This window comes from Micromonospora sp. A200, assembly GCF_029893845.1.
Lineage (GTDB): Bacteria > Actinomycetota > Actinomycetes > Mycobacteriales > Micromonosporaceae > Micromonospora > Micromonospora purpureochromogenes.
Genome location: NZ_JARXXY010000008.1, coordinates 129,531 through 146,408, shown reverse-complemented (window position 1 = coordinate 146,408; position 16,878 = coordinate 129,531). Strand labels below are relative to the sequence as shown.

The window sequence follows — 16,878 nt, the reverse complement described above, 5'->3', positions numbered from 1 at the left end:
GTCGGTCGGGGGTGGGGCGCCCGGCCGACGCAAGGTGAGCAGGTGGAGGGCGACGTGGCGATGGCGACCGCGGAAGGGGGTCCGGCGACCGGGCCCACCGTGCTGCGTTTGCTGCTCGGCGCCCAGCTGCGCCGCCTGCGCGAGGCCAGCGGCGTCACCCGCGAGGGCGCCGGCTGGGAGATCCGGGCCTCCGAATCCAAGATCAGCCGGATGGAGCTGGGCCGGGTCGGCTTCAAGGAACGCGACGTCGCCGACCTGCTCACCCTGTACGGGGTCAGCGCCGCCGACGAGCGGGAGGCGCTGCTCAAGCTCGCCCGCGACGCCAACAGCCCGGGCTGGTGGCACCGGTACGGCGACGTGCTGCCGAGCTGGTTCCAGGCGTACCTCGGCCTGGAGGCCGCCGCCTCGCTGATCCGCACCTACGAGGTGCAGTTCGTTCCCGGTCTGTTGCAGACCGCCGCGTACGCCCGCGCCGTCGTCCTGCTCGGCCACCGGAACGCCCCGGCCGAGGAGGTCGACCGGCGGGTGGAGCTGCGGCTGCGCCGACAGGAGCTGCTGCGCCGCGCCGCCCCGCCACAGGTGTGGGCGGTGGTTGACGAGGCCGCCCTGCGCCGCCCGATCGGCGGGCCGGCGGTGATGCGCGGCCAACTGGACGCCCTGATCGAGGCCACCCGGTCGCCGCAGGTGCGGCTGCAGGTCATCCCGTTCGCCGCGGGCGGGCACGCCGCCGCCGGCGGGGCGTTCACCATCCTGCGGTTCGGCGACGACGACCTGCCCGACATCGTCTACATCGAGCAGCTCACCAGCGCCATCTACCTCGACAAGCGCGACGACCTCGACTACTACGCGGTGGCCATGGAGCGGCTCTGCGTCGAGGCGACGCCGCCCGAGCGGACGCCGGAGATCCTGGCCCGGCTCCGCGACGAGCTCTACCCGGCGTGACCGTCGCCCGGGGCGACGCGGTGTGCGGGGCTGCCTCTACCATGATCCGCGACCGGCGACAGTGGACGGAGGCCATCGCGCGCGATGGCGCAGAGTCATGGAGGCGACTGTGACCACCGAGGCCCCGGGTACCACCACGGACTCCGCCCACCCGAGCGACCGGATCGACACCTCGGTGGCGCACCCCGCCCGGCGCTACAACTACTGGCTCGGCGGCAAGGACAACTTCCAGGCCGACCGGGAATCCGGTGACGCCGTCTCGGCCCGCTTCCCGACCATCCGCACCAGCGCCCTGGAGAACCGGCGCTTCCTCCAGCGGGCGGTGCGCCACCTCACCCGTGAGGCCGGGATCCGGCAGTTCCTCGACATCGGCACCGGCATTCCGACCGTCGACAACACCCACGAGGTCGCCCAGCGGCTCGCGCCGGAGTCCCGGGTGGTCTACGTCGACAACGACCCGATCGTGCTGGCCCACGCCCGGGCGCTGCTGACCAGCTCGCCCGAGGGTGCCACCGCCTACATCGACGCCGACCTGCGCGACCCCGAGAAGATCCTGCGCCACCCGGAGCTGCTGCGCACCATCGACCTGTCCCAGCCGGTGGGGTTGATGCTGCTGGCGATCCTGCACTTCGTCCCGGACGCCGACGACCCGTACGCGGTGGTGCGCCGCCTGCTGGCGGCGCTGCCGCCCGGCAGCTACCTCGCCGCGTCGCACGCCACCCACGAATACCTCCCCCCGGCCGTCGCCGCGGAGGCCAGGGCGGCGGCCCGGGGCGGCGGTCCGCACGGCCTGATCAACCTGCGCACCCTCGACGAGTTCACCGGCTTCTTCGAGGGGCTGGAGCTGGTCGAGCCCGGCCTCTGCTCGGTGGCCGAGTGGCGGGCCGAGGCCGAGCCGCAGCCGCGCCCCTCGGTGGCGGAGGTCAGCATGTACGGCGGGATCGCCCGCAAGCCCTGAGCCCGGTTTCCCGAGGAACGGCGTCGGCTGCGGCCGGCGCCGTTCGTCGTGTGGTGTCCGTTTCCCTTGACCGTTCCGAGTCGGTCCGGCTAGTCTCTGAATCGATCCAGACTGAATCGATCCAGAAGGGGGCCCGGGTGCGACCCACACTCCAGGACGTGGCCACGGCGGTCGGTGTGTCACGCAGCACCGTCTCCAACGCGTACTGCCGCCCCGACCAGCTCTCGGCGGCGCTGCGCACCCGGATCCTCGACACCGCCCGGCAACTCGGCTACCCGGGCCCGAACCCGACGGCCCGCTCGCTGCGGCGGGGCTTCGCCGGCGCGATCGGCGTCCTGTTCACCTCGCAGCTGTCGTACGCCTTCACCGACCCGTTCGCCGTCCGGTTCCTGGCCGGTGTCGCCGCCGCGGCCGAACGGCACGGCACCAGCCTGCTGCTCGTGCCGCTGCCCACCGGGGCGACGCAGGCCAGGGCGGCCGTGGAGAACGCGGCGGTCGACGGGTTCTGCGTCTACTGCGCCGCCGACGAGCACTGGGCCCTGGACGTGATCCGCGGTCGCGGGCTGCCCTTCGTCACCACCGCGCCCCCCGCCGACCGGTACGTCGGCATCGACGAGCGGGCCGCCGCCCGGTCCGTCGCCGACCACCTCGTCGGCCTGGGGCACCGCCGGGTGGCGCTGCTCGCCGACACGGTGCTGCCCGAGGCGCCACCGGGGCCGCTGCGGCTCGCCGGTGCCGACGCCGCGCGGCACCCGACCACCCGGGGTCGCCTGGCCGGTTTCGCCGACGCCCTGGCCGCGGTCGGGGTCGGCTGGCCCGACATCACGCTGCTCAACGCCACCGGCAACAGCCGGGCCGCCGGGGCCGAGGCGGTGGCCGGCCTCTTCGCCGGCGACGATCCGCCGACGGCCGTGCTGGCCGCCTCCGACGTGCTCGCGCTCGGCGCCCTGGACGCCCTCGGGGAGCGGGCCGCAACGGTCTCGGTCACCGGCTTCGACGACGTCGCCGAAGCGGCCGCGGCCGGCCTCACCACCGTCCGGCAACCGGCCGAGGAGAAGGGCCGGATCGCCGCCGAACTGCTGCTCGACCCACCGTCCGACGACGCCGCCGGGCAGATCCTGCTCCCGACCGAGCTGGTCGTCCGCACCTCCACCCGTCCCGTACCGAGGAGTTGACCATGGAACAGCCGACCGGCTTCACCCTCGCCATCGACGCGGTCACCCGCCACGTCAACTCGGCCCGCCCGGACGCGCCGGTGCGCCCCGAGCGGGCCCGCCGCCACCGCCTCGCGCCCGTCCGGCTCGCCGCCGCGCACGCACTGCGCCGGCTCGCCGACCTCACGGAGCCGGCACCCGCGCCCGCCCCGACCTGCCGCCCCTGACCGCCGGGGTGGCCGAGGCCACCGCGTAAGCACCCGGTAGGGTGCTTTTCCGGCCAGACGACGCCCAACCGGGCACCATGGTTGGTGTCCGACCGGGCGGGCCGGGCAGACTGGAGCATCATGTCGTCGCTCACGCCCGCCACGCGCCTGCACGATCGGTACGTCCTGCGCGCGCCCATCGGCCTCGGCGGAATGTCCGAGGTATGGCGCGCCGACGACGAGGTGCTGCACCGCCCCGTCGCGGTCAAGGCCCTCGCCGCGCAGCTCGCCGCCGACCCGCAGCTGCGGGCCACCATCCAGCGGGAGGCGCGGGCCGCCGCCCGGCTCACCCACCCGCACGTCACCCAGGTCTACGACTACGGCGAGGCGACCCTGCCCGGCGGCGTGGTCGTGCCGTACCTGGTGATGGAGCTGGTCGAGGGGCGCAGCCTCGCCGACCGGCTCACCGCCGGCCCGCTGGCCTGGCCGGACGCGGTCCGCGTCGCCGGTCAGGTCGCGGCCGCGCTCGCCGCCGCGCACCGGATCGGCGTGGTGCACCGCGACGTCAAGCCGGCCAACGTCATGCTCACCGAGACCGGAGCCAAGGTCCTCGACTTCGGCATCGCCGCCCTCGCCGGGCCCCGACACCCGCTCGCCGGCCAGACCGGCGAGCTGATGATGGGCACCCCCGCCTACTTCGCGCCGGAACGGCTCACGCCCGGCCCGCCGGACCCGGCCAGCGACGTGTACGCCCTCGGCGCGCTGCTCTACCGCACCCTCACCGGCCGGGCTCCGCTACCGGTGCAGACCTGGGAGGACGCCCTCGAGGTGCACGCGCGGCACACCCCGGTGCCGCCGCTGCGGATCCCCGGGCTGCCCGCCGACATCGCCGAGCTCACCATGGCCTGCCTGTCCGTCGACCCGGCCCGCCGGCCCACCGCCGCGCAGCTCGCCGCCCGGCTCGGCGCCGGCCGACCGGCCGAGCCGCCCACCGCGCTGCTGCCGACGGTGCCGACGCCTCCGCAGCCCACCCTCGTCGACCGGGCCGCCGCGGTGCCCCGGCCGCCCGCCGGTCGTCCCGCCCCCCCGGTCGCCGCTCCGCCGCGCCGCCCGAACCGGGCGCTGGGCGTGCTGGTCGCGGCCGGCGTCGCGCTGCTGCTCGGCCTGGTCGGCGTGCTCGTCCTCGACGACGGGCCCGACCACCGCACCCCGGCCGCGCCGATCACCGCGGTGGAGGACGAGCCCACCGTCGAGCCGACCCCGTCGGCGGAGCCGTCCACCGCCCCGCCGTCGCGGGACGAACGGCCCACGCCACGCACGGCGGGGCAGCTCGCCGACGAGTTCGCGGCCCTGCTCGACCGGGCGGAGGCCGCCGGCGACATCGACCCGGAGACCGCCGACGAGCTGCGCGACACGCTCACGGAGCTGGAGGAGGGCAAGCCCAAGGACCGGCTCAAGCGGCTGCGGGAGCTGGCCGGCCGGCTCGCCGAGGCGGTCGAGAAGGACCGCATCGACGACGGCACCGCGTCCGAGCTGCGCGACCTGCTGGCCGGCTGGCCGCGCTCGCGGAGCAACGACTGACCCGGCTCAGACCACCTCGACCGGGTCGCCGACCTCGACCCGACCCGCCCGCACCACCACCGCGTACGCGCCGACGCACGGCTGCGGCCCGAGCGCCGGCAGCGGCACCACCCGGTTGAGTCGGGCGGCCGCCCGCAACGCCTCCGGGTCGGGCGGCAGCGGTCCGTGCGCCAGGGTGGGCACCGCGCAGCGCGGGGTGGGCGCCACCACCCGCAGCACCAGCCCGGCGCCGACCCGCAGCTCCCGACCCACCCAGCCGTTCTCCACGAAGGCCAGGCCGGCGTCGATGACCAGGTTCGGCCGGTACCGCACCGGGTCGACCGGCCCGAGCGCGGCCAGGGTCGCCGTGGCGACCAGGTGCACCGTCGCGAAGTCGACCAGGCTGCCCGGCGGGGCCGCCCCGCCCAGCCGGCTCTGCGTCGTCGGCGTCACCGCCGTCACCCCGGCCGACAGCACCGCATCCGGGTCGGCCCGTTCCAGCACGGCGTCGTCCGGCACCGCCGCGGTCAGCCGTACCGCCCGGCCGAGCAGCCCGGAGAGGGCGTCGTCCGCCCGGTCGTCCGTCGTGCTCAGCAGCGTGCCGTCGGGGAGGGTGAGGCGTACCGGATGGGGGGCGCCGCCGGCCGCGCGGACGGTGAGCAGGCCCCGCCACAGCCGTGGCTGCTTGGCGCTGGCCACCCGCCCGGTGGCGCGGTCCACGAGGGCGAGCCGGCGGTCCCCGGCCACACCCCGCTCGTCGACCGTCGCGGCGGTCAGCGGCTCACCGAGCATCGACTTCACCGGGTAGCGCCAGAGCTGCTCGAGGCTGCCGGTCACCCGTGGGCCGTCCGCACCCGGGCCGCGGCCTGCGCGACCCGCCGCGGGTCGAGCGGCCCCGTCCGCGCGCGCAGGCTGACCGCCGCGTCCAGCAGCCCGACCGGCCCGGTCTCCGCCAGGAACGCCGTCAGCAGTTCGCCGGCAGGGGCGGCGAACGGCGAGGCCGGGTCGGTGACCACCTCCGCGACGATCAGCGCGGTCATCGCCAGATCCAGCTCCGGTGGGCCCTCGCCGGCGCTGCCCCAGTCGATGACCACCGGCCCGTCGGCGGTGACCATGACGTTCTCCGGATGCAGATCCAGGTGCAGGACCCGGGCGGCCGGGTCGGGTGAGCGCCGCGCGCGCAGGGCGTGCAGCCGGTGGTGCAGAGCGGCCAGGATCCGGGCGCCGGACCGGATGTCGGCGACGCCGGTGACGAGCGCCTCGGCCAGCGTGGGCCCGACCAGCCGGGTCATCTCCAGGTCGGGTCCGTCGGCCCGGAACACCTCAGGCACCGGGTAGCCCTGCCCGCGCAGGTACGCCATCAGCTCCCCCTCGGCGCGGACGTCGCCACCGTCGCGATTGCGGCGGATCACCCGGTCCGCGCCGAGGGCGTACACGTCGGCGTCCCGGCCGGAGGCGAGCGGCGTGGCGGCGAGCATCGGCTCACGGTAACCCGCAGCCCCCGCCCGCGTGGCCCCCCGCCCGCGCGGCGCCACCGGACCGGCTGGCCGCCGCCGGCGCGGAATCGACAGCTGACCGTGGTCAGTGGAGCGTGGCGCGGGCGACCTCGCCGGGCGCGGCGCCCGCGCGGACCACCGGCGTACCGTCGGGCCGCCACACCCCGGAGCCGCCGGCGCTCCGCGGGTAGTGCCTGCCGGACGGCCCGGCGAAGCTGGCGGTCGCCACCCACACGCCGTGCTCGGCGGCGACCCGCCGGGCCCGGGCGTCTGTCACCGCCGCGTCCGCGGGCGCCTCCAGCACCCCGGCCAGGTACGCGTCCACCCCGAGCGCCACGGTCCGCGCCGCGTGCTCCACCACCCCGGTGTCCTTGCAGACGGTCAGGCCCAGCCGCCAACCGTCCACCTCGACCACCGCCGGCTCCCGGCCCGCGACGAACCGCGCCGCCTCCGCCCCACCCAGGAACATCTTCCGGTACGCCACCCGCGCGCCGCCCCCGTCCACGGCCAGCACACCGATGTACGCCGCACCGGCGTCGTCGGCGACCGGTGCCCCGGCCAACGCCAGTGTGCCCGTCGCCAGGCACGCCGCGACCAGCGGCGCCAGCCGGGGGTCGGCCGGGTCGAGCGGGGGAGCGTCCAGCTCGTACCCGGTCAGGGAGAGCTCGGGGAAGAGCACCACCCGGGCGTCGGCGGCGCGGACCAGCGCGGCGTGCGCCGCCACGTTGGCGGCGACGTCGTACGGGACGCAGTGGGGCTGGGCCACCGCGAGGGTGAGCGGCGTACGCACGGGTCGGCTCCCTTGCTGGATCGGCTCGGCGCGGGCACCGGACGTGGTCGATGCGCGCGCCGGCTCGTAACTTTGGTCCATGATCCCTGGCTCCCTGGCGCTCAACCCCCGCGCGGTCGTGTCCACCTCCGAACCGTCCGCGGAAGGGCCGGTCGGCTACGTCACCGGACTGGTGGAGCGGCTCGGCGGCCCGGGCGCCGGGCTGGCCGTGGCGCTGGAGAACCTCTTCCCGCCGATCCCGAGCGAGGTCATCCTTCCGCTGGCCGGCTTCGCCGCCGCGCAGGGAAAGATGAGCCTCGTCGGGGCGATCCTGTGGACCACGCTCGGCTCGGTGGTCGGCGCGTGGGTGCTGTACCTGATCGGCGCCGCCCTGGGCCGCGACCGGATGCGCGCCATCGCGGCCCGGCTGCCGCTGGTCAAGCTCAGCGACGTCGACCGGACCGAGGCGTGGTTCCTCAAGCACGGCGTCAAGGCGGTGTTCTTCGGGCGGATGATCCCCATCTTCCGCAGCCTCATCTCCGTGCCGGCCGGGGTGGAACGGATGCCGGTCCGCACCTTTCTGCTGTACACGACGCTGGGCAGTCTGATCTGGAACACCACCTTCGTGATGGCCGGCTACCTGCTAGGCGAGAACTGGCACGTGGTCGAGTCGTACGTCGGTTCGTTCCAGAAGCTGGTCATCGCCGCCTGCGTGGCCGCCGCGGTCTGGTTCGTCGTCACCCGCGTACGCCGTGCCCGCCAGGCCCGCAGCTCCGCCGGTTCGTCCCCCGACCCGTTCGACCTGGCGCCCCCGGCCGGCCCGGTGCAGGTCGGTGAGGTGAGCGGTCACCGGGGCACCGTCTACCGCGCCTCCTCCTGGCGCCCCGACGCCTGACTCCAGCCGACGGCCCGTTGCCCTGGACGGCGTTCCCGCGGCTCGCCATGGGCCCGCCCGTCGCGCCCGGTCTGGAGCGGTGCCCCCGGTTCGGATCCCAACGCGCGATTTGCGGCGTGTCGCGGGTTCCCGCGCCCACGTCGCCGCGACACACCGCAAACCGTGCAGCCGATAACAGGGGCCCTCATCTCGGCGCCCAGGCGAAGGCCGGGAGGGACGACAGGCCGCCTGCACCACTCCAGGGCCTATGCGCGGATTGTCCGATTCAGTGCGGGCGCGCCTGACCTGGCTGGCCGGCCAGGCGCGCTCGTGCGCGGACTGTCCGATTCCGGTGCCGGCTGGGTGCCGTCCGATGTCCCGGTCTGGGCCGGCCAGTGGCGATCCGTCTCATGACCGGCGGCACTCTGGCGGCGGAATGGTGGCCGGCCCGGGGTCGTTACATCACCTGGACGATCGCAGTAGCACCCCCCGTTGGCCTGGCCCGATCACGTGGGCCGCCCGGGGTGCCGGGCACCGGAATGACGACGGGCCCGGGGTCGTTACATCACCTGGACGATCGCAGCAGCACCCCCGCTGGCCTGGCCCGATCACGTGGCCGGCCCGGGATGCCGGGCCCCCGGAATGATGGTGGTCCGCCGGTCGTTACACATGGACCCGGCGCCGTGAGCCCCCGCTCGCGAAGCCTGCCGGGGCGAAGACTTTCCCCTTTGATCTTTGAGCGCCGTCGTGGTGCTTGCGCGTGTCCGACCCCCCTTGGACACGTCGCCAACCCCCGAATGGAGCCACTCTGATGAACACCACCATTCTGCGCAAGAGCGTTCTGGGTATCGCTGGTCTGGCCTTCGCCGGTGGCGTCTTCGCCGGCCCCGTCACCGAAGCCCACGCCGCCCCGGCTATGGATGCCAAGGCCGTTGCCGTGGTGCAGGCCGACAAGCCCGGTGTGGACAAGGGCAAGCTGATCCCGCACGGCGTGCAGGGCAAGCAGTCGCACATCACCCTGGGCGACGAGCAGACCAAGAACGTGAAGGCGATCATCGCCGCGACGAAGAAGTCGGGCATGGACGAGCGGGCCGCCGTGGTCGCCATCGCCACCGCCCTGCAGGAGTCGAAGCTGGAGAACCTGGGTCACCTGGGTGACCGCAACGACCACGACTCGCAGGGCCTGTTCCAGCAGCGCCCCTCCAGCGGTTGGGGCACCGTCGAGCAGATCACCGACCCCGAGTACTCGACGATGGCGTTCCTCAAGGGCCTGAAGCAGGTCGACGGCTGGAAGGACATGCCGCTGACCAAGGCCGCCCAGACCGTGCAGGTCTCGGCCTACCCGGACCACTACGCCCAGTGGGAGAAGCAGGCCGCCGACCTGGTCGCCAAGCACTGGAACAACTGACCCACCTGAACGATCAACGCTGGCCGGCACCCCCGAACCCGGGGTGCCGGCCAGCGGCATATCCGGATCCGTCGACGGGTGGAACACCATGGGTGTGTCGGACGGCCGGAGACACCCATGGCGTTCCACCCGCCTCCACCGATGGGGTGTGGCCCGACGTGACCAGCGCAGGGAACAGCCTGACCGCCCGGAGCCGGGCACGGCGGGCCACACCCCACCCAGCGACCACCGCAACGCACGGGGGAGCGAGCGACACCGGCAACCGTCGCCTTCAAACGGCCAACCCCCATCCCGACGAGCTCACCCGAAGAATGAGCCGCAAGCACCCGGCCAGCAGAAAGAGCAAGCTCCCACCCCTGCACCGGTGATCCGTTCCGACCCGGGTTACGTACTGCCCGGCGGGGACCGTGAAAGGGGAGCACCATGGCGGAGCCGGACCGGCACGACCATCCGACGACAGAGGTCACGGGGGAGGGCCGGGAGCCGGTCGTCGTGGTGACCGGTGAGCCGCCGCCGGACGGTCCGTCCTGGCCGCGCGGCGCCCGACTGCTGACCGCCGCCGCGATCGTGGTGCTGGCGCTCGGCGCGCTCGCGGTGACCGTCACCCTGGCCAACCCGGACCGGCTCGGCGTGGCCTTCTCCGGCGGACGGGGTGCGCCGTCGGGCACCGTCGCCGCCGAGCCGGCCGGCGCGGGGGCGGCCGAGGCCGCACAGGCGGCGGAGGAGGCGCAGGCGGCCGCCGAGGAGAGCCTGACCGCGCCGGTGGCCGGCCGCCGCCGGGCGACGTTCGAGCTGGTCGACGGGGTGAGTGCGGTCCGGCTGCGTACCGCGGAACTGGGCGACGAGCTCTACCGGATCAGCAGCCCCGGTGACTCCGGGGCGGTGCCGCGGCCCGAGGTGCTCGGGGACCGGGTCCGGTTGCGCCTGGCCGCCAGCGGTCGGCCCGGGGCGGCCTCGGTCGACGTGGTGCTCAACTCGCGGCTGGTGTGGCGGCTCCGCCTGGTGGGCGGGGTCAGCGCACACCAGCTCGACCTGGGGGAGGCCCGGCTGGCCGGGGTGGACCTGGTCGGCGGGGCGTCGCGCATCGACCTGAGCCTGCCGCCCACCGTCGGCACCCTGACGGTGCGGATGACCGGCGGCGTCAGCCAGTTCACGATCCGGGCGCCGGGCGCGCCGCCGGTCCGGGTCCGCGCCGCCTCCGGCGCCGGCGGCGTCACCGTGTACGACGATCGGCACGACGGCCTCGCCGTCGGCGAGACGGTCGGCTCGCCCGACTGGGACCGCTCGGTCGACCGGATCTACGTCGACCTGGTGGGTGGCGCCAACCGGGTCACGATCGGCGCCGAGTAGGGGCGCGGCACACGGGACGCGGGAGTGCTGCCCGGCCGAGAGCGCCGAAGCCGGCGAGGATGCGCGCGGACCGGGCACCGCACGGCCGGGCGAGCCGGGACGATGGCAGGGCGGCAGCGACGACGGTGGAGTGGACCACGGGAAGCGGGCCACCCTCGGTGCGCGAGCCCACCGTCGGCATAGAGTCGGGCGGTGGACCGTACCGAATCGTTGCCGGCACAGACCCGACCGCCCGGCGTGGCCCCGGTCGATCCGGGCAGCGTGCTGCTGCCCGGCCACGACGTGCCGCTGGGGCGTTACACGACCGTGCGGCGGCTGCTGCCGCAGCGTCAGCGCCGGCTGGTCGGCGCGTGGTGCTTCGTCGACCACTTCGGCCCGGACGACGTCGCCGAGCGGCCCGGGATGGAGGTGCCGCCGCACCCGCACACCGGCCTGCAGACGGTCACCTGGCTGCTGGAGGGCGAGATCGTGCACCGGGACAGCCTCGGCAGCGTCCAGCCGATCCGCCCCGGCCAGCTCAATGTGATGACCTCGGGGCACGGCATCGCCCATTCCGAGCGGTCGCCCGCCACGCACCCGCCGGTGATGCACGGCGTGCAGCTGTGGGTGGCGCTGCCGGACCCGGCGCGGGCCGGCGCCGCCGACTTCGCCCACCACGCCGAGCTGCCCCGCTGGCGCGACGGCGAGCTCGACCTCACCCTGCTCGTCGGCGAGCTGCGCGGCGAACGTTCGCCGGCCGTGGTGCACACCCCGCTGCTCGGCGTCGAGCTCGAGGCCCGCGACGCGGCGACGGCGACGCTGCCGCTGCGACCCGATTTCGAGTACGGCCTGTTGGCGATGTCCGGCGCGGCGCAGGTCGACGGCCTGGACCTCGCCCCCGGCGCGCTGCTCTACCTGGGCGCCGGCCGGGACCGGCTGGACCTGCGGGCCGACGCGGGCAGCCGGCTGATGCTGCTCGGCGGTGAGCCGTTCGACGAGCCCCTGGTCATGTGGTGGAACTTCGTCGGCCGGTCGCACGAGGAGGTGGCCGCCGCCCGGGAGGACTGGATGGCCGGCCGGCGGTTCGGGGTCGTCGCCGACGACGCCGCCCCGCCGCTGCCCGCCCCGGAGATGCCGACCACCCGGCTCAAGGCGCGCGACCGGCGCGGCGACGTCCGGGGCTGACCGGCAGGCGTGTCCTCCGTCGGGGCGGGTAGTCGCGGGGCATGACCCGCAGTGTGATGACCGAGGACAGGAAGCGGCTGGTACGTCGGCTCGCCGGCGCCGGCCGTGGCTTCGCCGAGCAGTACGGCTTCCGGGTGACCAACAACCCGTCGAGTCTGTTCCAGCTGCTCTGCCTGGCCGTGCTGCTGGCCCGCCGGGGTGACTTCCGGCGTGCCCTGGACAGCGCCCACGCCCTGCCCGACAACGGCTGGGACAGCGCCGCCCGGCTGGCCCGCTCGCTGCACGCCGACCGGACCCGCGTGCTGCGCGAGGCCGGTCAGCGCGGCGACGTCGACGAGCTGGCCAATCTCCTGGGCGACCTGGCCCGTACCGTCGTCGAGCGGTACCGGGGCGACCTGCGCCGGTTGCGCGCGTCGGCCGGGCACGACCCGGGCCGGGAGCGGGCGCTGCTCACCGAACTGCCCGGAGTGGACGACACGGTCGCCGACCTGTTCCTGCGCGAGACGCAGGCGCTGTGGCGGGAGGTCGCGCCGGTGGCGGACAAGCGGGCGTTGACCGCCGCCCGCCGGCTGGGGCTCGGGCGCTCCGCCGACGACCTCGCCGAGCTGGCCGGCAGCGGCGAGTCGGAGCGGTTGGCGTGGCTGGTCGGCGCGCTGGCCCGGGTCGACCTGGAGCAGCGGTACGCCGAGGTGACCCGCTGAGCCACGGGTGCCGTGGCCCACAGTCTTGGCAAAATCAGCCGTACGGGTGATGTCATATCGTATGATGATCGTGGCAGCGATGCCCGCCCGGTTCGGGCGAGCATCCACCGCTTGGCGGTACGCGACCCGGTTCGGGCGTGGACCCGCCAGGGACAGGTACGCGTGGCGCCCCAGGTCGCGGTTCGTGACCCGGGGCGCTCGCCTGTTTCCCCCACCGAGCCCCGCGGACTTCACCGGGCCAACGTGGCCAGCAGGTTCACCGTCGCGGCGATGATGATCGCCCCGAACAGGTACGACAGCAGCGCGTGCCCCAGCACCGTCCGGCGCATCTCGTGGCTGGTCAGGTTGGTGTCGGAGACCTGGAACGTGGCGCCGATGGTGAACGCCACGTACGCGAAGTCGAGATAGCAGGGCTTGCCGGGCTGGTGGAAGTCCACCCCACCGTCCGGGCCGGTGTAGTAGATCCGCGCGTACCGGGCGGTGTAGACGGTGTGCACCACGCACCAGGACAGCAGCACGCTGGCCATGGCGAGCGCGCCCGAGGCGTCCCGGTACACGCCCGGCTGCGCGGTACGCGCGTTGGTCAGCACCAGCGCGACCGCCAGCAGACTGGCCAGGCAGGCGATCAGCAGCAGGACGTCCCGGACGGCCCGGTTGGGGTCCTCGTACACGGCCAGCGCCGCGGTGCGCCCGGCGTCCAGCGGCCAGAGCGTCCGCCAGACCAGCAGCAGCCAGCACAACGCCGCGGCGTCCCAGCCCACCAGCGGAGCCAGGCCGGGGGAGACCAGCGCGGCGAACAGCCCGCCGGCACACAACCCGACCACGCCCATCACGGTGAGCTGGACGGCGGCCGGGGTGTGCCCGTGCGGCGTCCGACCGGTCACGGGTGGTACCTCGGCGGCCCGGTGGCTGCCCGCACCGCGCGCCGGCGGTTCAGATGCGGCGCAGGTGCTGCGAGACCCGCGTGTGGCGCTCCCGCTCCTGCGCGGCCCGCTGCGACGGGCTCAGCTCCGGGGCGGCGTCGATGGCGGCGGAACGGGCCACCTCGTTGCCGTTGGCGTAGTCCACCGGCGGCAGCGCACGCAACGCCTTGAGCACCTCCGGCGGGGCGCCCTCCCGTTCCGCCTCGCGCACCACGTCGTCCTTCTCCGCCGGGTAGTCCAGGCTGGACAGGTACTGCAGGACGTCGGTGTAACTCGCCATGGCGTGAGCTCCCTCGCCGCCTCGATCCGGTCACGACCGGCGGCGGTTACCCGTCCGGCCCCGGGTCACGCGCCGACCGGCCAGGAAATCGGCGCCGTTTCCGACGCCGCGGGCCGGGTACGCCACCCGTCCGACGCGAAGGGAGCGCGCCCCGATGAACTACGACACCTTCGTCGACCAGGTCGCCCGACGGACCCGGACCGGCTCCGAGCAGGCCGTGCGACTGACCCAGGCGACGCTGGAGACCCTCGCCGAGCGGCTCACCGGCGGGGAGGTGCTCGACCTCGCCAGCCAGTTGCCCGCGCCGTTGCAGCTGGTCCTCAAGCCCGGCCCGAGCATCGAGGCGGCCCAGCGGTTCGGCGCCGCCGAGTTCGTCGCCCGGGTCGCGCAACGGGCCGAGATCGACGAGACCGCCGCCCGGGAGGCCGTCCGGGCGGTCTTTACCACCCTGCGGGAGGCGCTCACCGGCGGCGAGTTCGACGACGTGGTGACCCAGCTGCCGCGCGACTACCGGCAGATGGTGGAGCCAGCGCTCACCCCCGGCGGGAGCGTGCTGCGCCGCGCCTGATCCGGGACGGGACGGCTCAGGCCACCGCGCCGGCGGCCCGCAGGGCGGCGACCCGCTCGGCGTCGAAGCCGGCCTCGGCCAGCAGTTCGTCGGTGTGCTCACCGGGTCGGGGCGGGGGCCGGCGGACGGAGGTCGGGGTCGCGGAGAACCGGGGCGCCGGTGCCGGCTGGGTGACCCCGGCGTGTTCCACGAACGTGCCCCGCGCCCGCAGGTGCGGGTGCTCCGGCGCCTCGCGCCAGTCCAGCACCGGCGCCGCGCAGGCGTCCGAGCCGGCCAGCAGCTCGGCCCACTCGTCGCGGGTACGGGTGCGGAACAGCCGCGCCCACGCCTCGCGCAGCGCCGGCCAGTTGGCCGGGTCGTGCCGGTCGAGGGCCTCGTCGCCGGCGAGCGGGAAGCCGGTGAGCCGGACCAGTTCGTCGTAGAAGCGCGGCTCCAGGGCTCCGACGGCGAGGTGCCGCCCGTCGGCGCACTCGTACGTGTCGTAGAAGGGCGCGCCGCCGTCGAGCAGGTTGACCCCGCGCGGGTCCTGCCACATGCCGAGCTGGCGCAGCGCGTGGATCTGGGTGCTGAGCACCGACACGCCGTCCACGATGGCGGCGTCGACCACCTGGCCGGGGGCGCCGGCCCGGACGGCGTAGAGGGCGGCGACGATGCCGAGGGCCAACATCATCCCGCCGCCGCCGAAGTCGCCGAGCAGGTTCATCGGCGGCACCGGACGCTCCCCGGCCCGGCCGATGCCGTGCAGCGCCCCGGTCAGCGCCAGGTAGTCGATGTCGTGGCCGGCGGTGTGCGCGTACGGGCCGTCCTGGCCCCAGCCGGTCATCCGCCCGTACACCAGGCGGGGGTTGACCGCCAGGCACTCCCGCGGGCCCAGGCCCAGGCGTTCGGTCACCCCGGGCCGGTACCCCTCGATCAGGGCGTCCGCGTCGCGCACCAGGGCCAGCACCACCTCGCGCCCGGCGTCGGACTTCAGGTCCACCGCGACCGAGCGGCGGTTGCGGTTGAGCAAGTCCTCCGGGGGGCTAAGCAGGTCGGCCGGGGTGGTGCGGTCGACCCGGACCACGTCGGCGCCGAGGTCGGCGAGCATCATCGCGGTGAACGGGCCGGGGCCGATGCCGGCCAGCTCGACCACGCGTACGCCGGTGAGGGGGCCGACCGGGGTGGTGGGGGCGTCGTCGGTCATCGCGTCACCATAGGCCCACGGGGCTTCCCACGTCCCACCCCCGACCCCGCCGATCGCCCGGCATCCAGCGGTTGACCAGGGCAACCAGGGCCGGCCGGACTTGGCGTACGCAGTGAGCCCGCCTAACCTTGACGCACGAGGGGAGTACTTCCCACGAACCATTCCGGTCAGTACGGCGGGCCCGGCTCGCCTCGGGTGGTTGCCCGGGAAAGCGCGGGTGAAGGAGACCTCGAACATGGCACCGTGTTCGAGGAGGCCCCATGACCGGATCGTCGTATCTGTCTGCCGCCGAGTTGTCGTCGGTGGGCTCGCCCACCCTCTGGGCGGTCACCATCGTCGGCGTGCTGGTCCTGCTGGTGCTGGACTTCCTGGTCACCCGGCGCCCGCACGAGGTGTCCATGCGGGAGGCGTTGGGCTGGTCGGCGTTCTACATCGCGCTGCCGTTGGCCTTCGGCGCCTGGATCTGGTCGCGGTTCGGCTCCCAGCAGGGCGTGGAGTACCTCACCGGTTACCTGGTCGAGAAGTCCCTCTCGGTCGACAACCTGTTCGTCTTCATGCTGCTGCTGGCCGCGTTCGCGGTGCCCGCGGCGCTGGCCCAGCGGGTGCTGCTCTACGGCATCGCCGGCGCGCTGGTGCTGCGCGCGGTCTTCATCGCCCTCGGCGCCGCCGCCCTGCAGACCCTGGACTTCGCCTTCCTGCTCTTCGGCCTCATCCTGATCGTCACCGCGATCAAGCTGCTGCGCGACGCCCTCTCCGGGCACGAGCAGGAGGTCGACATCAACAAGATGCGGTCGGTCCGGCTGCTGCGCAAGGTGATGCCGGTGGTCGACGACTACCACGGCACCCGGATGACCATCCGGCAGCACGGTCGCCGGGCGCTCACCCCGTTCGCCCTGGTCGTGGTCGCGGTGCTGGCCACCGACATCGTCTTCGCCGTCGACTCGGTGCCGGCCGTCTACGGCATCACCGAGGACCCGTACCTGGTCTTCGCCACCAACGCCTTCGCCCTGCTCGGCCTGCGCGCGCTCTACTTCGTCCTGCACGCCGCGCTGAGCCGGCTGGTGCACCTCAGCTACGGTCTGGCGATCATCCTCGCCTTCATCGGCGTGAAGCTCGGCCTGCACTGGGCGCACGGCATCTGGTCCGGCGTACCGGAGATCCCGACGCTGGCCTCCCTCGGCGTCATCATCGGCGTGCTGATCGTCGTCACCGTCACCAGCCTGCGCGCCACCCGCGACCAGGTCCCCGGCGAGCCGGAGGTCGTCTCCGAGCGGCACTGACCCCCTCAGCCGGGGCGGGGGGTACGGCCGAACGCCCCCGCCGGAGGCGCCGCCAGTGGTAC

18 protein-coding genes are annotated in these 16,878 nt (G+C 74.7%); 12 read left to right on the top strand and 6 right to left on the bottom strand.

Going from position 1 to position 16,878, the window contains the following annotated elements; genetic code table 11:
• Nucleotides 1–54: 54 nt before the first annotated feature.
• The 5 genes from M2302_RS10335 (at nucleotide 55) to M2302_RS10315 (ending at nucleotide 4,841) form a co-directional block, all read left to right on the top strand.
• A complete protein-coding gene (locus M2302_RS10335; protein WP_280837747.1) occupies nucleotides 55–942 on the top strand; it encodes a helix-turn-helix transcriptional regulator in 888 nt (295 codons plus the stop codon).
• A 97-nt stretch (nucleotides 943–1,039) separates the two neighbouring features.
• Nucleotides 1,040–1,900 (top strand): SAM-dependent methyltransferase, encoded by an 861-nt coding sequence (locus M2302_RS10330; protein ID WP_280837684.1) that lies wholly within the window; start codon nucleotides 1,040–1,042, stop codon nucleotides 1,898–1,900.
• A gap of 137 nt (nucleotides 1,901–2,037) precedes the next feature.
• Nucleotides 2,038–3,075 carry a LacI family DNA-binding transcriptional regulator gene (locus M2302_RS10325; RefSeq protein WP_280837683.1) on the top strand — a complete coding sequence of 346 codons (1,038 nt, stop codon included), beginning with the start codon at nucleotides 2,038–2,040 and terminating at the stop codon, nucleotides 3,073–3,075.
• Nucleotides 3,076–3,077: 2 nt separating this feature from the next.
• Complete coding sequence (locus M2302_RS10320; protein WP_154937752.1) at nucleotides 3,078–3,281, top strand: hypothetical protein; 204 nt, start codon at nucleotides 3,078–3,080, stop codon at nucleotides 3,279–3,281.
• A 120-nt stretch (nucleotides 3,282–3,401) separates the two neighbouring features.
• A complete protein-coding gene (locus M2302_RS10315; protein ID WP_280837682.1) occupies nucleotides 3,402–4,841 on the top strand; it encodes a protein kinase in 1,440 nt (479 codons plus the stop codon).
• Between the two features lie 6 nt (nucleotides 4,842–4,847).
• Here M2302_RS10315 and M2302_RS10310 read toward each other — a convergent pair whose 3' ends face one another.
• From M2302_RS10310 to M2302_RS10300, 3 genes are all read right to left on the bottom strand, one after another.
• Complete coding sequence (locus M2302_RS10310; protein WP_280837681.1) at nucleotides 4,848–5,657, bottom strand: MOSC N-terminal beta barrel domain-containing protein; 810 nt, start codon at nucleotides 5,655–5,657, stop codon at nucleotides 4,848–4,850.
• On the bottom strand, nucleotides 5,654–6,298 hold the full coding sequence (locus M2302_RS10305) for a phosphotransferase (RefSeq protein WP_280837680.1): 645 nt from the start codon (nucleotides 6,296–6,298) through the stop codon (nucleotides 5,654–5,656). Before M2302_RS10305 ends, M2302_RS10310 begins: the two co-directional genes overlap by 4 nt.
• Nucleotides 6,299–6,401: 103 nt before the next feature.
• A complete protein-coding gene (locus M2302_RS10300; RefSeq protein WP_280837679.1) occupies nucleotides 6,402–7,106 on the bottom strand; it encodes a carbon-nitrogen hydrolase family protein in 705 nt (234 codons plus the stop codon).
• Between the two features lie 79 nt (nucleotides 7,107–7,185).
• Between M2302_RS10300 and M2302_RS10295 the strand changes: the two genes are divergently transcribed.
• From M2302_RS10295 to M2302_RS10275, 5 genes are all read left to right on the top strand, one after another.
• Nucleotides 7,186–7,980 (top strand): DedA family protein, encoded by a 795-nt coding sequence (locus M2302_RS10295; RefSeq protein ID WP_280837678.1) that lies wholly within the window; start codon nucleotides 7,186–7,188, stop codon nucleotides 7,978–7,980.
• Nucleotides 7,981–8,770: 790 nt separating this feature from the next.
• On the top strand, nucleotides 8,771–9,367 hold the full coding sequence (locus M2302_RS10290; protein WP_280837677.1) for a hypothetical protein: 597 nt from the start codon (nucleotides 8,771–8,773) through the stop codon (nucleotides 9,365–9,367).
• 423 nt (nucleotides 9,368–9,790) lie between these two features.
• The gene (locus M2302_RS10285; protein WP_280837676.1) at nucleotides 9,791–10,717 is read left to right on the top strand and encodes a hypothetical protein; all 927 of its coding nucleotides are present in this window, start codon (nucleotides 9,791–9,793) and stop codon (nucleotides 10,715–10,717) included.
• Nucleotides 10,718–10,909: 192 nt separating this feature from the next.
• Complete coding sequence (locus M2302_RS10280) at nucleotides 10,910–11,881, top strand: pirin family protein (protein WP_280837675.1); 972 nt, start codon at nucleotides 10,910–10,912, stop codon at nucleotides 11,879–11,881.
• A 41-nt stretch (nucleotides 11,882–11,922) separates the two neighbouring features.
• Nucleotides 11,923–12,582 (top strand): hypothetical protein, encoded by a 660-nt coding sequence (locus M2302_RS10275; protein ID WP_280837674.1) that lies wholly within the window; start codon nucleotides 11,923–11,925, stop codon nucleotides 12,580–12,582.
• 230 nt (nucleotides 12,583–12,812) lie between these two features.
• On the opposite strand, the gene M2302_RS10270 is transcribed toward M2302_RS10275, so the two are convergent.
• Nucleotides 12,813–13,466, bottom strand: coding sequence for a DUF1345 domain-containing protein (locus tag M2302_RS10270; protein WP_280837673.1), 654 nt, complete (start codon nucleotides 13,464–13,466; stop codon nucleotides 12,813–12,815).
• A 49-nt stretch (nucleotides 13,467–13,515) separates the two neighbouring features.
• Complete coding sequence (locus M2302_RS10265) at nucleotides 13,516–13,785, bottom strand: DUF2795 domain-containing protein (protein ID WP_210777755.1); 270 nt, start codon at nucleotides 13,783–13,785, stop codon at nucleotides 13,516–13,518.
• Between the two features lie 154 nt (nucleotides 13,786–13,939).
• On the opposite strand from M2302_RS10265, the gene M2302_RS10260 reads away from it, so the two are divergent.
• Complete coding sequence (locus M2302_RS10260) at nucleotides 13,940–14,353, top strand: DUF2267 domain-containing protein (protein ID WP_280837672.1); 414 nt, start codon at nucleotides 13,940–13,942, stop codon at nucleotides 14,351–14,353.
• A 16-nt stretch (nucleotides 14,354–14,369) separates the two neighbouring features.
• On the opposite strand, the gene M2302_RS10255 is transcribed toward M2302_RS10260, so the two are convergent.
• Nucleotides 14,370–15,536, bottom strand: coding sequence for a CaiB/BaiF CoA-transferase family protein (locus M2302_RS10255; protein ID WP_280837671.1), 1,167 nt, complete (start codon nucleotides 15,534–15,536; stop codon nucleotides 14,370–14,372).
• 260 nt (nucleotides 15,537–15,796) lie between these two features.
• Between M2302_RS10255 and M2302_RS10250 the strand changes: the two genes are divergently transcribed.
• Nucleotides 15,797–16,816: a TerC/Alx family metal homeostasis membrane protein gene (locus M2302_RS10250; protein ID WP_280837670.1), complete on the top strand. Its 1,020-nt coding sequence runs from the start codon at nucleotides 15,797–15,799 to the stop codon at nucleotides 16,814–16,816.
• Nucleotides 16,817–16,878 lie beyond the last annotated feature (62 nt).